The 12976-nt window shown below is 60.7% G+C and carries 11 protein-coding genes and 1 pseudogene; 6 read left to right on the forward strand and 6 right to left on the reverse strand.

What is annotated here, in order from left to right:
- The first annotated feature begins 1 nt into the window (after position 1).
- Positions 2-3154: an efflux RND transporter permease subunit gene (locus BDD21_RS21060; protein WP_120798833.1), complete on the forward strand. Its 3153-nt coding sequence runs from the start codon at positions 2-4 to the stop codon at positions 3152-3154.
- Between the two features lie 170 nt (positions 3155-3324).
- Positions 3325-3855: an REP-associated tyrosine transposase gene (locus BDD21_RS21065; protein ID WP_120798834.1), complete on the forward strand. Its 531-nt coding sequence runs from the start codon at positions 3325-3327 to the stop codon at positions 3853-3855.
- Positions 3856-4040: 185 nt separating this feature from the next.
- On the opposite strand, the gene BDD21_RS21070 is transcribed toward BDD21_RS21065, so the two are convergent.
- Genes BDD21_RS21070 through BDD21_RS29075 form a run of 6 tightly spaced genes read right to left on the reverse strand, consistent with a single transcriptional unit; the run spans position 4041 to position 10857 of the window.
- On the reverse strand, positions 4041-7379 hold the full coding sequence (locus BDD21_RS21070; RefSeq protein ID WP_120798835.1) for a pilus assembly protein: 3339 nt from the start codon (positions 7377-7379) through the stop codon (positions 4041-4043).
- Between the two features lie 21 nt (positions 7380-7400).
- A complete protein-coding gene (locus BDD21_RS21075) occupies positions 7401-7997 on the reverse strand; it encodes a PilX N-terminal domain-containing pilus assembly protein (RefSeq protein WP_120798836.1) in 597 nt (198 codons plus the stop codon).
- The gene (locus tag BDD21_RS21080) at positions 7994-9103 is read right to left on the reverse strand and encodes a PilW family protein (protein WP_120798837.1); all 1110 of its coding nucleotides are present in this window, start codon (positions 9101-9103) and stop codon (positions 7994-7996) included. The genes BDD21_RS21075 and BDD21_RS21080 overlap by 4 nt, the downstream gene beginning before the upstream one ends.
- Positions 9104-9114: 11 nt before the next feature.
- Positions 9115-9690 (reverse strand): type IV pilus modification protein PilV, encoded by a 576-nt coding sequence (pilV, locus tag BDD21_RS21085; protein ID WP_120798838.1) that lies wholly within the window; start codon positions 9688-9690, stop codon positions 9115-9117.
- Positions 9691-9692: 2 nt separating this feature from the next.
- Positions 9693-10211: a GspH/FimT family pseudopilin gene (locus BDD21_RS21090; protein WP_211335117.1), complete on the reverse strand. Its 519-nt coding sequence runs from the start codon at positions 10209-10211 to the stop codon at positions 9693-9695.
- Between the two features lie 16 nt (positions 10212-10227).
- On the reverse strand, positions 10228-10857 hold the full coding sequence (locus tag BDD21_RS29075; RefSeq protein ID WP_120798840.1) for a type IV pilin protein: 630 nt from the start codon (positions 10855-10857) through the stop codon (positions 10228-10230).
- A gap of 547 nt (positions 10858-11404) precedes the next feature.
- On the opposite strand from BDD21_RS29075, the gene BDD21_RS21100 reads away from it, so the two are divergent.
- The 4 genes and pseudogenes from BDD21_RS21100 to BDD21_RS29275 all read left to right on the forward strand — a co-directional run.
- Entirely contained in the window at positions 11405-11806 is a 402-nt protein-coding gene (locus BDD21_RS21100) for a type IV pilin protein (protein ID WP_120798841.1), read from the forward strand.
- Complete coding sequence (locus BDD21_RS21105; RefSeq protein ID WP_170164852.1) at positions 11803-12327, forward strand: GspH/FimT family pseudopilin; 525 nt, start codon at positions 11803-11805, stop codon at positions 12325-12327. Before BDD21_RS21100 ends, BDD21_RS21105 begins: the two co-directional genes overlap by 4 nt.
- Positions 12324-12743 (forward strand): type IV pilus modification PilV family protein, encoded by a 420-nt coding sequence (locus BDD21_RS29270; protein WP_120798842.1) that lies wholly within the window; start codon positions 12324-12326, stop codon positions 12741-12743. Before BDD21_RS21105 ends, BDD21_RS29270 begins: the two co-directional genes overlap by 4 nt.
- A pseudogene (locus tag BDD21_RS29275) lies at positions 12740-12841 on the forward strand (prepilin-type N-terminal cleavage/methylation domain-containing protein); the annotation flags it as partial. The gene BDD21_RS29270 and the pseudogene BDD21_RS29275, both read left to right, overlap by 4 nt.
- Positions 12842-12976 lie beyond the last annotated feature (135 nt).

The raw sequence follows: 12976 nt of genomic DNA on the forward strand, positions 1-12976 counted from the left end.
CGTGCGCGCCGTCGTTCGCTTCACCCTACGGCAGCGGGTTCTCTTCAACCTGCTGTTCGTCTTCATGATCGTCGCGGGCGTCTTCGCGCTCGATGCCCTGCCCACCGAGCGTTATCCCGAGGTCAACTTCGGCAAGGTCATCATCACCACGGTCTATCCGGGTGCCTCCCCGCGCGATGTCGAAGCCTTGGTGACACGTGAGATCGAGCTGGCGCTCGACGGGCTGGAGCATGTCGAGTTCATCCGCGCCAACTCGGTTCGCGAGCGCTCGACCCTGGTCGTGAAGTTTCGCGACGATACCGATTACGGCGCGCTCTACGACGAGCTGCGCTTTCGGGTCCTCAGCATCCTCGAACGTTTTCCCGAGGGCGTCGATCCGCCGCGCTTCGACCTGATCCGCACCTCCTTCTGGCTCCCGGTCGTCGCGGTCAACCTGGTAGGCGATCGCTCCAACCGCGCCCTGTCGCTGATCGCCAAAGAGCTGCAGATCCGCATGGCCCAGATCCCCGGGGTCACCGAGGTGAAGCTCGACGGGGAGCAGCGTCGCGAGTTCCACCTCTTTCTCGATCCCTGGAAGCTCAAATCACACGGCGTGAGCCTGGATCAGGTCGCCGCGGCCCTGCAGGACGCCAACGTCACCCTCCCGGCCGGCGACTTCAGCGACGGCACCGGCGAGTACATGGTGCGTGTGGACGAGCGCTTCCGCACGCGTGATCAGGTCGTGTCCACCGTGGTGCGCAGCGACGCCGACGGCTCCTTCGTCACCGTCGACGACCTGATCTCGGACGCCGCCCTCGGCTATCGCACCCCGGGCGTCATCACCTCCGCCGACGGCAAGGACGGTGTCGCCCTGCGTCTGCTCAAGGCCAAGGGCGGCAACGCCATGGAGATCTACGCCGCGGCCGAGGCGATCCTCGAAGAGGTCGCGCCCCTTTTGGAGCAGGAAGGGATCGAGGTCGTCCTCACCCAGGATTCAACGACCTACATCAAGGAGTCGATCCAGACCCTCGGCTGGAACATGATCATCGGGATCCTGCTGGTCAGTTTGATCCTTTGGTACTTCATGGGGATACGCAACGCCGGCCTGGTCACCGTCGGGATTCCCTTCTCCTTCATGGTCACCGCCGTTCTGATGCAGTTGACCGGCAACTCGCTCAACGAGATCACCCTCTTCAGCTTCGTGCTGGTCTCCGGGATCATCGTCGACGACGCCATCGTGGTCGTGGAGAACATCTACCGGCATGTCCAGGACGGCGAACCCATCGAGCAAGCGATCATCGAGGGCACCGCGGAGGTCGCCTGGCCGGTGATCTCCGCGACCGCAACGACCGTTGCGGCCTTCCTGCCGATGCTCATCATGACCGGCTCCACCGGCGAGTTCTTCGCGCTCATCCCCAAGGCCGTAAGCTTCGCCATCGTCGCTTCGCTGTTCGAGTGTTTGTTGATCCTACCCCTGCATTACCTTGATTTCGGACCGCGTCCGAAGGCACATGCAGCCGGTCAAAGCGCGAAACAGATCGAGCGGGAGAACCGCTTGATGCGCCTTCTGCGGCGCATGACCGAGCGCCTGATCGGGGTCACCATGCGCTTTCGGGTGCTGAGCCTCTCCGTGGTGCTCGTAGCCTTCATCACAGCCATCGCCGTCCTCGGCGTCTCGATCGCCGGCATTGCACCCCTGGTGCGGATTCAGTTCTTCCCGGACGACTACACCACCTACTACGCCTTCGTCGAAGGCCCGCCCGAGACACCGATCGCGCAGACCCACGAGCGCGTCAAGGCGATCGCCAGCTTCATCATGGCCGACGGCCCCGGCTACGCACGCTCAGCCGCAGGCTTCGCCGGCTTCACCGTCAGCGAGGACTACGAGGACGAGCCCGGCCGTCATCTGGGCACCGTCATGGTCGCGCTGCCGAGCAAGTCCGATCAAGCCTTCGACGACCCGCTCGCGCATCTCGACCGGATGCGCGAACGCCTGATCGAGCAGTTCGCCGAGCCCGGGGTCAAGATCCGGGTCCGCGCCGAGAAGGACGGCCCGCCGACCGGCAAGGACGTCAACATCCAGATCGCAGGATCGAGCGAAACGTCCGTGCGGGGCCTGAGTGCGGACCTGTTGCAGCGTCTGCGCGATCATCCCGAATTCGGCCCCGATCTGGTCGATCTTCAGGACGATCGCGGCGTCCCCTCGCGTGTCTTTCGGCTTGCCGTCGACGAGTCGCGTGCGCGTGAGCTCGGCCTCACTGCGGGTGATGCGGCACGCATGGCCGCGTCGGTCCTGGACGGGCGCTACATCGGCAAGTACCGTCTGAGCGACGAAGAGGTCGACCTCAAACTCCGCGTCGACCCCGCCTACCTGGATGCACCCGAAGCCGCGCTCGATATCCCGGTCCTCGAGCACCCCTCCGGACCGGTCCTGCTGCGCGACATCGTCCAGCCCATCGCCGAGGTCCAGCCCGGCGAGCTCAAACGCTATCAACGCCAACGCAGCCTCACCGTCACGGCCAATATCCGTTCCGGCGCAGCCATCTCCTCCGCTCAGGTCACCGCCTGGGTGCGTGCTCAGTATCCGGAGCTGCGCGCCCTTTACCCCGGGGCTACACTGGTGTTCGGCGGCGAATTCGAAGAAACACAACGCTCCTTCGACAGTCTCGCGCGCGCCTTCGGCCTCGCCGTCTTGCTGATCTACCTCATCCTCGCAACCCAGTTCAAGTCATACACCCAGCCGCTGATCATCCTCTCAGCGGTCATGTTCTCCATCATCGGAATCGTCTTCGGCAAGGTCGTCACCCAATCGCTCTTCACCATCAACAGCTTCATCGCCATCGTCGGCGTCACCGGCGTGGTCGTCAACGACTCGCTGGTCCTGCTCGCCTTCATCAACCAACGCTACCGCGACGGACTCGACCGCCACGCCGCCATTCGAGAAGGCGTGCGCCTGCGCCTGCGCCCCATCGTCCTCACCACCCTGACCACGACATTGGGGCTCATGCCGATGGCACTCGGCATCCCCAGCTACTCCGTCATCTGGGGCTCCATGGCATCCACCTTCGTCACCGGCCTCGCCACCGCAACCTTCCTCACCCTCTTCATCGTCCCCGTCGCCTGGGACCTCCTCACCGAATGGGACGAAAAACGCGCCGCCAAACGCGCCCAATAACAACACAAACCGTAGGATGGGTAGAGCGAAGCGAAACCCATCCTCCCCGCGCCAACGCACAAACAACTAAAACACAGCGAAACCCAGCAACCCCACCACAAAAAACACCACCTCGTGTATACTTACCCAACCCCAGCACTCCCCGCCCCGCTCAACACGAAACACCCCGAATGACCAACTATCGCCGCTGCCGAGTCCCCGGAGTCGTCTACTTCTTCACCCTCCGCCTCGCAGATCACGCAGGAACCCTCCTCACCGATCACATCGACCCTCTACGCTCCGCCTTTCGCACTGTCCGCACCCGCCACCCATTCGAGATCGATGCGATCGTGATCCTGCCCTCGCATCTCCATTGTCTCTGGTCCCTGCCGGAAGGAGACAGCGATTACAGTCTCCGTTGGCGACAGATCAAATCAGCCTTTTCAACGGCAATTCCGGCAGATGAAATAATCACCGCGAGCCGGCGCAGAAAGAACGAGCGAGGCGTTTGGCAAAGACGTTTCTGGGAGCATACGGTCCGCGACGATCGAGGTTATGCCACAAGGTTTGACTATATTCATTACAATCCGGTGAAACACGGTTTTGTCGACAGGGTTAAGGATTGGCCTTATTCGTCGTTCCATCGTTGTGTTCGGTTGGGCGTGTATTCGGAGGATTGGGGCGGTGGTGATCTGGAGGATCTGGATTTGGAGGAGAGTTGAGCCTGAGCGGATTCGATCCGGTGGGCTGCGCGGGTTGGGTTTCGCTGCGCTCTACCGATTCCTGTCCGGCGATGTTGGAGTTTGTAAGGATGGGTTTCGCTGAGCTCTAGCGATTCCTGACCGGCAATGTTGGAGCTTGAAGGATGGGTTTCGCTTCGCTCTACCCATCCTACGTTTCGGGGTGCTTAGCGATCGACGTCGCTGCTCCAGAAGAGGCGGGTGCGTTTGTGTGTGATGGCGGGCTTGATCTCCTGGGGGCTGATGGGTGTGCCGGTGGAGCCGTCTCGTGGGGGCGCGCCGATGACGACCATGGTGGGTTTGCCGTCGATCGGCACGGTTGCGAGCACGGGTGCCGGGGGCAGGCCGCCGCCGACCAGTTCGCGAGAGCGCGTCCCGCCGCAGGTCTCGGCCACCCCGATTGCGCCTGAACCGTTGAAGAGGTTCACCCAGTAGCCGGCGGCGATGCCAATCGGCCGTGCGCAGACCCCGACAGCCGCTCCGCCGGGTCGGGAGGTGCTGAAGGTCGCCATGCCGGCAACGATGATCGCATTCGTCACCGTCTGCTCACCGCGGTTCGGGAAATCCATGAACCAGCCCCGTTGCACCGTATCCGTAACCACGCCGGCCGCGTCGCATCCGGGATTCACCGTTTGATTGAGCATGAGGTTCACGTCATCCAGATTGAACGGATAGGTTCCCGTTGCCACATCGGCCGGATCCTCCCTTGGCCTGTCGAGAAACACGTAAAAGCGATCCTGAACACGAGACGTATAGGGGTAATTGGTCTCCAACGGCCGCTCTCGGTTACCCGATCCCAAGGCCAGATAGACCATGTTGCGATACGCCATGACCGCAGGTCCGTAGAGAAACTTTCGCGAGCCGCCTTGAGTCCGTGCCACCTTGAGGATCTGCCAAGCGTCCGGCGCCAGCGCGCCGCCCGTGACCGGGTCGATAAAGTTGATGCGATACAGGTTGCCGCCCGTGTCCGCGGCATAGGCGACATCCATAAAGCCGTCGTAATCCAGGTCCACTAGACTGACATCCGCGGGAACGGGCCGCTCGGTGGGGAAGGTCGCCAACACCCCTCCGGTCTCGGCATCCAGGATAAAGACGGCGCGCCCCTTGCTGCTGGCGCAGCTCGGGGTCGTCACGTCCGCATCTTCACACGCATCGTAACCGCCGCCCATCACCAGCACCGGTTTCGCGCCGCCGGCATACCCCTCAACAAAGCCGGCGTTCGGGATCGACCACGTCTGACCGATACCGGTCAAGCTGCCCGCACAATCCTTATCGTCGCCGACATTCGGACACCCGGCACGCCACATCAGGGACGGCGCGTCCGGCGTGGTGACGTTGAACGCATAGACCATCCGCCCACCGCGTCGCATCGTCGGAAAGATCCAAGCCCTGTCGAGAAGATCCGCGTCGTCGTAATGCACGACCTGTCCGATCGAGCCGTCAAAGAAATAATCCTTCGGCAAAGGATTGGCCGCTTGGTCCTGGTTCGGGTAAGCCACGATCGGTGCATTCGCCCGCAGACGCGCCAGTTTGTCGAAATGCTCGGGCGCGATGAACGACCAGCGTTCAGCGCCGTTCTCTGCACCGACAGCCCGCAGCATCCCGTCGTTCGTTCCGTAATAGACCACGACACCGGCGCTGCCGCCGTAATTGATCGGCAACGGCCGCGCATGCACGATATCGCCGTGGATCGTCGGGCGCGGATCCGTCTGCTTGTTGGTCTTATCCATCAGATCGACATCCATGCCGCGGGAATAGTCGACAAGATCCGGCTCAAGCCCGCTGTTCGAGGCATTGAAGGCGACCAGCGCCGAGCCCGATAGGGTCAGCACCTTGCGATTCGCGATATTGGAGCGGCGCAGCATCTGCCCGGCGGCACCCTTCTCGACAAAGGGTCCATCCGGTCGATCCGAATAAGGACCGCCCGCCGTTGCGCACTGCCCCCTTGGATCCGGGACAACGCCCAAGTCTGCCCAATAGTCGACCGATTCCGTCGTCCAAAAGCTCGACGCACACTCGGCGACGAACCCGGAGAGCAAATTCACCGCACGCTTTTTATCGACGTCGGCAAGGTCGATCCCCGTGTCGAAACGCGCCAGTTGATAACGCTTGACATTGCCGTACCAGCGCGGCTTCGCATAAGGCTCGGGGCGAAACATTCCGATAAAGACCTGGTTCTCGTTCTGTGCTCGGTTGGTCGCGCTGATCGGCAAGGATGCCGACGCGAAGGTCGAGTTGACCGAAATGATTTCGGAGATAATAGTCTCCAGTACCGCCTCGAGCGTATCCTGGTTACGCGCGAAGAAATAGCCTCCGCCGCCGACCTTCGCTGCGCTCATCAAAAGCCCGGTATGATCGTTGTTCTGTTTCTTGTTGAAGACATCAATCGTATAGGTAATGATGCGGGCGCGCGGATCGGACTCCGCCGCACCCGGAATAGGCACACCCTGCGTATAGAAAAACTTGGACCAATCATCCAGGTTCCAAGCCGCGCCCTTGATCGTATCAAAGTCCCCGGTCGGCACCATGGTCTCGTTGAGGATCGTACCCTGGACCATGTATTGGTCTTGGTTGCCGCACTTCACATCCGACGGTACTTTCTTTTCCGAAAGACAGACGCAGCTCGAATATCCCGCGTTCAAACAATCACTGCCGGCCGCACTCACTGCGGATGTGCAGCTATTCTGGTTATTGTAACAGGCTTCACTAAAACCCAGGCTCTCAAGCTCCGTTTGGCTGTTGAGCGTGAATTTCGGGATCGGAAGCGGTGTTCCGCTGCCGGAGCCGGCCAAACGGTCCGGCGTTCCACCCGCGGCGGTCACCAGCGCGGACAACGCATTTGAATTACTTGAATCGTCGGTAGACGGACCACTACTCTGCGGATTCCCGATAAAGACCAGATAGGTGTCGGTACAGAGGTCCGCGGTCGTGAGCGGGGAGCGAAACCGCGAGTACGCGGTTTGGTATCCACTGGGGTCGGCGAAGTCGACGCCAGTCGGAGTCCCAACTCCGTTGTCGAGAGCCCTTTCCCCCGCGAGGTAATTGTAAACGTCATGCATCATATAGCCATACTTCGGGCCCGATTGCCGCCTTTCCTCCTTGGTTAGAATATTGTCGTCGATATGGATTAGCTTGGAATTCAGAACACCCTGGTTCGTGGAGTTCAACTCTTTGATGGCATGCCGCACATAGGCATTGTCATTCGCGCTTCCCAGTGTCGCGTACATCATGAGCCCGACGTTCACTTTTCCGGTCAGTCCGCCGAGCGCTTTTTTGATCGCGCGTACTTCGGCCTGTCCCTGCTTTGTCCCTTTCGGCAACCAGTGCTGATCGTTGCGGCTCCAGTTGGCCGAGTTATCCAAAACAAACAGGATATTCGGCTTGGCCGTCTGGGCCCCCGTCCCGCCGACGAAGATATCGATATCCTCTGCAAAGATCGCTGGACACGCCAGAAGCATGGCGATCGCGAGTCCTGTGACATGACCTAAACGCACGGAATTAAACATGGTTAATCTCCACGACAGCCATCATGGACACGCGGTGGCAATATCGTTGTTCGAGACGCGGATACTGATGCCCTGCCGGATACGGGCCTGCGCGCCGGATGAGAGGTCGATCGCGCGTGCCCTCAGATCCCAAACAGACCCGGAGCACAACGACTGACCGCCTGACCCCGAACCGCCCACCACACCGACCTGCTGTGTACCGATGAAGCACCCCTGGTCATTGATGTCCGTCGCGTCGAGTTGGTTGTTCGTGATGGGCGTCATCCCGATACAGCTCGGTACGGGATTCGCGAGATCGACCTCGATATCGTCGGAGCCGTCCCCGTTGATATCGAAGCATTTGTGATTCTTCTTGCCCTCGCAGAAGAAGACGGCCTTTGGGCTTTCGGGCGAGAGACTTTCGATCAGGAGCGGCAAGTCGTTGACGGCCTCCTCCAGGGTCGCCTCGGCAGCCTTCTCGACCTGTCGCTTGTTCTCGAGATTGGAGACCACGGCAAGATTGCTGCTGCCCATATCGAAGACGGAGACGGCGATCAGGGTCGTCAGCAGGAGCATGATCAACGCGATCACCAGAACCGCGCCGCGCTGTTGACCGACAAACACGGAATGAGCATTCATCGCACGTCCTCCCGTCTGCCCGCAATATTGTTCAAGCGAACGGTGGTGCTATAGGCTTGGCGCTTATAGGCATCGCCCGGCGCCTCGATGACCTCGTCACCGAGGTGATAGATCCGATCGTCCAGGTGCCCGTGCGTCGGCGATGCATTGCGCGCCAAGAGATGCACCCTGACGGCCACCACGTCCTGCCAGTCGCCCGCATCGACGATGCCGTCCAGATATTCGTCCGGCTCGCCGTTGTCGTCCCTGTCGATTCCGTACTCGAAATGCAAATGCTCGATCCCTTCCGCAATCGGGGTGACGGCATAGCCGTTCGCCGTCAGGTCGGCCCGTTTCAGCGTCGGAATACCGTCGTTCGGCCGGTTGCTCGGCGCCAGATAATAGAGCCGGCTGTAGAGTCGGTAGATCGGGGCATAAGCGCCTGCCGTGCAGGAACGTACTCGGGCTGTCAGTGCCGCCTGGGTGGTTCTGATCCAGGGAGAACAATGAGGCGGATCCAAACAGTCGGCCGAGCACGCCGGCTGCTGAAGATGCGGCAGACCGTCCACAAAGGCGTCGCAATCGAGGTCGCCGACGGCACAGGTGCTGGTGCGTCGCACCGCGACCAGATCGTTGCCGGTCAAGACCACGCCGATGTCGGCACAGGCCTGCGGCAGCCCGGCGATGTTGTCCGCACCTTGAACCGGATAAGCACGCGCCGCGTCGAGATTCGCCGCCGTCGGACAGAGGCTCGGCAGCGCCGCGCCTGCGGGTATGAGCGCTTCGCCATAGAACCCCGCGTTGCTTATATCGTCCGTGATCATCTGCATCGCGTGGCGCGCGTTCTGGATCTGGCCGATGGATTTCTCGATCTCGTAACGGGTTCGACTGTTGTTGGAGAGCACCAAGGCGAGCGTACCGAGCAGGAATACACCGATCGTCATCGCGATCATCAGCTCGATCAGGGTGAACCCAGGCGAGCCCGTTCCGCGCCTACGATACTCGCCATCGTGGGATCGAGAAGATCGGCGCGCACGGATCGGCATTCCGGCAGGTTTCAACCCGGGGTGGTCGGGAACGCCGATTCGGCGCTTGATCTCGTCTCGACGGCTTGGCGTGGCGGACATGTCTACCGGCCTCAGTTTAGATCGGCCAAGGTGACCAGCACCGCAAGCACCCGACGCCTGCCCGCGGACCCATAGTCGGCGCCTTGCCCGCAGGTCAGTTTCGGGGCGAGCGTGTCGCTCAGACCCTGCCAGGCGACGCTCACGCGGAAGGTCACCGGGTCGTCCGGGAGCCGTTCGATACACCCGCGGGCGCCGATCATGGCGCCGAGAAACGCCTCGGAGTCGTCGGTCGTTCCCGCACCCTTGAGCGCACGGCTCCACTCACAGAGATCACGCGCGGTCAGATCAACCTGCTCGCACCCTTGCGCCGGATCAAACCCGTCGCCCGAGCCCACGACCGTCATCGTCCCCAAGGCCGCATAGCCCCCCTTCTTGGCAGCGCTGCGCCGACTGTTGATCCGCGCCGCCATGTCCTCGAGCAGGACCAAGGCATGCGCACGCTGATAGGCTTCCATCTGGGTTGCGGCCATCTTCGCCTGAAGTCCCGCGAGGCCGAGCAAACCGACCGCGATGATCACCGCCGTCACCAAGACCTCGAGCAAGGTAAATCCGCATTCCGCGCCGCCGATGTGCCGCACCCCGCGCATGGTCAACAGCCTCCGTCCCTGATCGTCGGCTGACCGCTCGGCTCGATCCGAACACAGCGCTTCTTCGCCCCGGCGTCGCTCTTGGACGCGACCTCGAAGGCTGCGCTGACGGTCTGCCCGCGCAAACGCCCCGACGAACGATAGGTCACGTCCGCCTGTCGTGTGCTCAGCGTCACCGCCGTCACCGGATCGCGCCGGATCAGCTCGACACCAGGCACCGCCGCGCTGGTGGCCTTCCAGCCGGACTCCCAGCCGTCATCGGCAATCAACGGCACGAGGACGACATCCCGATTGAGCCGGATCGCCTCCGACCGCGCCCGCCAAAATGCCGCCTGCAGATCGCTCGCCGCGGCATGAACACGCTGGTCGGCGATGAAGCGCGTAAAGGAGGGAACCCCGATCCCGGCCAGGATCGCGACGATGGTGATGACCAGCATCAGCTCGAGCAAGGTAAAGCCCGAAGTACGTGCCGGATGGGTGCGCATCCCGCGAGCGGCGAACGGCGACGATCGTGTTCTCATCTCAAACCCCTTAGAATCACCACTTGCCGCTCGGACCCTTGGCGCCCGCCTCATTCAGCGACAAGACCGCCCCGCCCAGGTCCAGAACCTGCATCGAACCCGCTTTCGGCGTCGCCGTCAGCGTAAAGGTCGGCCGAGAACCCGCAGGTGCGGAGATCGCAACGGTGTAGAACTGCGCAACCCGATCAGGCACTGCAGCACTCAACTCCTCGACCGAAGACGCATACCGACGCGCGTCCATCAAAAACTGTTGCTGGCGCTGCGCCAGATCCATCAGAAAGGACTGTGCATCGGCGCGATTGGCCTTGCGGACATGCTCTTGGTAGCTCGGATAGGCGATCGAGGCCAGGATCCCGATGATGGCGACCGTAATCATCAGCTCGATCAGGGTGAAGCCGCGTTTACGGGCTGCCCGATTCCGGCCGCCGGGACCGGGGGGTTCGGATGCCCACGAGTCGCAGGCATCAGGATCGAGACACCGACACTTGTCTTCGGTCCAGTGACGAGGGCTGATGGGTTTTGGTGTACCGGGCGAGTGCTGCCCATGAACGGATGCAGCGTCGGGAACCGTCGGAGAAGGGATTCCCTCCCGAAACTGCTCGCCGCCGAGATCATGGTGGGGCGGTTGATGTGAGTATCTGATCATGGCGGTCGCTCGCTGTTCGATCGTCGTCCGGCGGCCGATGACCGCGGAACCTGCCGACCGAGGAGAACCTCACGCCGTGGGGTCTCCCCTGCCGGGGGATCGTCTAGGGAACCGATGCGATCCCCAATCTCGACTCGAAGTATGGCAGCGGGTGATTCCGGCATCCGCGAGGGACTGCACAGATCAAAAAGAAAGATGACCACGCGCCCGAAGCCGAAACTGTGTCGTCGATCACAACAGGTCAGGGCGAAGTGGTCATACTGAGCTGCCTTGCGTTCTGCGTCGGAGGCGGCTGCCCACCTAAAACCAACGTGACCCGAGAGCCGGAAATCCCGAATACGCGTTACGTCGCATCCTGACCAATTTGTCCGAAGTGGGCGCTTTAAGATGCAATCATCAGCCTGACCCGGCCCGGCGCCCAAGCAGACGCATCCGAACGTCTACTCCGGCCCCGCAGCATCACGGCGGTTCGAACATTCGACAAACAAGCCCGGCATGGCGTATATCTTGCGCGATTTCCCCCATGCACTAAGCTCCGGAGCCCGCCGTGACTGATCCATTGACTTGCCGCCGGGGTTTCACGCTCATCGAGCTTCTGGTTGTTGTCGCGATTATCGGGATCCTTGCGGCTGTCGCCTACCCGTCCTATCAGGATCATGTGCGTCGGGCGAGGATGACCGATGCACAGATGGTGCTCCTGGAAGCTGCGCAGTGGATGGAGCGGGAGTACACGAAGGACAACGCCTATCCCAGCGAACTGGATGAATTTCTTGAGCTTCAACCCCGGAGCGTAACAGACTATTATGACATCGCCGTCGATGAAGCCAACAGCGGCGAGCAAGCATTCACGATTTCCGCGACACCCAAAAGCGGCCAGCAGTGGAGAACTTGCGCTCAGCTTGCAATAACCCATATTGGAGAATCGACTCCGGCCGGATGCTGGCAATGAACAAACGCCTACACCGGCACAGGAAGGCCGACGGTTTCTCGCTGATCGAATTGTTGTTCTCCATCAGCATACTTGCGATCTTGCTCGGACTCGGCATTCCAAGCTTTCAGGGTCTCATCGAACGCAATCGTGTAACATCCGCGACCAATGAACTTATCACCACCTTGCAACTTGCGCGCAGTACGGCCATTCGCCGAAACGAAGTCGTTTCCATATGCCCACTTGTAGACGCCAATACCTGCGGTGGTAGCTGGTCTTCCGGCTGGATGGTCTTCATAGGAGAGGCATCGGTTACGGAACCATCCAACGCATCGATCATAAGGCAAAACAGCGCGTTGGCGCCATCAGTCACTTTAACTTCAAACCTCGATGCAGGAGCCGCGATTAGCTACGGCAATGCCGGCCAAATCGTCAGCGGCGGTTCGGTGGATTTCACCTTTTCCGGCGACAGCGAATTCCGATGTCTCACAGTACCCTTAAGCGGCAAGACAAGTTTTAGTTACGAGTTGTGCCAACCATGAGAAACATACTGCCCTCGACCGCGGGGCCTCGCCATGAGCGAGGTGTCACTCTGATTGAATCGCTAGTAACGATGGTAGTTGTATCCATTGGACTTCTATCAATAGCCGGGCTGCAACTCAAGTCACTGCAATATTCATCGACTAGCTATCACCGATCTGAGGCAACCATTCAATCAGCCGACCTCGTGGAGCGTCTCTGGGCGGGCATTTGTGTTATTCCCGGGGAAGCGAATGCGATAAGGGACGATTGGCGATCCGTTCATTCATCTAGCCTCCCCGGCTGGGCAGGCGATCTCGACGTTTCCGGAAATGTCTACTCGGTAACCGTCTCATGGGACGAAAGGATCGGAAACGAACGTCTTTCTTTTGAATATTCAGCGATTCTCCCGGAACTGAGTGGATGCGCGCAACCATGATCTTGACAAGTGGCGTTTCGCTTAAGAAATCATTTTGCAAAGGTTTCACCATCGTTGAGCTCCTCATCTCAATGGCAATTGGAATTTTTATAATAGCAGGCGCTATAAGTGTTTTCGTTTCAAATCAAAGCGTGAATCGCGAGAAAACGACTCTCGACAATGCACAAGATGCGCATCGATTCGCTGCGTTTACGATGTCGCGAGTCGTTCGCCAAGGAGAACTAGATCCATTG

Source organism: Thiocapsa rosea (assembly GCF_003634315.1).
GTDB classification, from domain to species: domain Bacteria; phylum Pseudomonadota; class Gammaproteobacteria; order Chromatiales; family Chromatiaceae; genus Thiocapsa; species Thiocapsa rosea.

Excerpts from the sequence above, each read along its gene's own strand:
- BDD21_RS21065 (WP_120798834.1), top strand. The coding sequence starts at position 3,325 with ATGACCAACTATCGCCGCTGCCGAGTCCCCGGAGTCGTCTACTTCTTC.
- BDD21_RS21070 (WP_120798835.1), bottom strand. The coding sequence starts at position 7,379 with ATGTTTAATTCCGTGCGTTTAGGTCATGTCACAGGACTCGCGATCGCC.
- BDD21_RS21075 (WP_120798836.1), bottom strand. The coding sequence starts at position 7,997 with ATGAATGCTCATTCCGTGTTTGTCGGTCAACAGCGCGGCGCGGTTCTG.
- BDD21_RS21080 (WP_120798837.1), bottom strand. The coding sequence starts at position 9,103 with ATGTCCGCCACGCCAAGCCGTCGAGACGAGATCAAGCGCCGAATCGGC.
- pilV (WP_120798838.1), bottom strand. The coding sequence starts at position 9,690 with ATGCGCGGGGTGCGGCACATCGGCGGCGCGGAATGCGGATTTACCTTG.
- BDD21_RS21090 (WP_211335117.1), bottom strand. The coding sequence starts at position 10,211 with ATGAGAACACGATCGTCGCCGTTCGCCGCTCGCGGGATGCGCACCCAT.
- BDD21_RS29075 (WP_120798840.1), bottom strand. The coding sequence starts at position 10,857 with ATGATCAGATACTCACATCAACCGCCCCACCATGATCTCGGCGGCGAG.
- BDD21_RS21105 (WP_170164852.1), top strand. The coding sequence starts at position 11,803 with ATGAACAAACGCCTACACCGGCACAGGAAGGCCGACGGTTTCTCGCTG.
- BDD21_RS29270 (WP_120798842.1), top strand. The coding sequence starts at position 12,324 with ATGAGAAACATACTGCCCTCGACCGCGGGGCCTCGCCATGAGCGAGGT.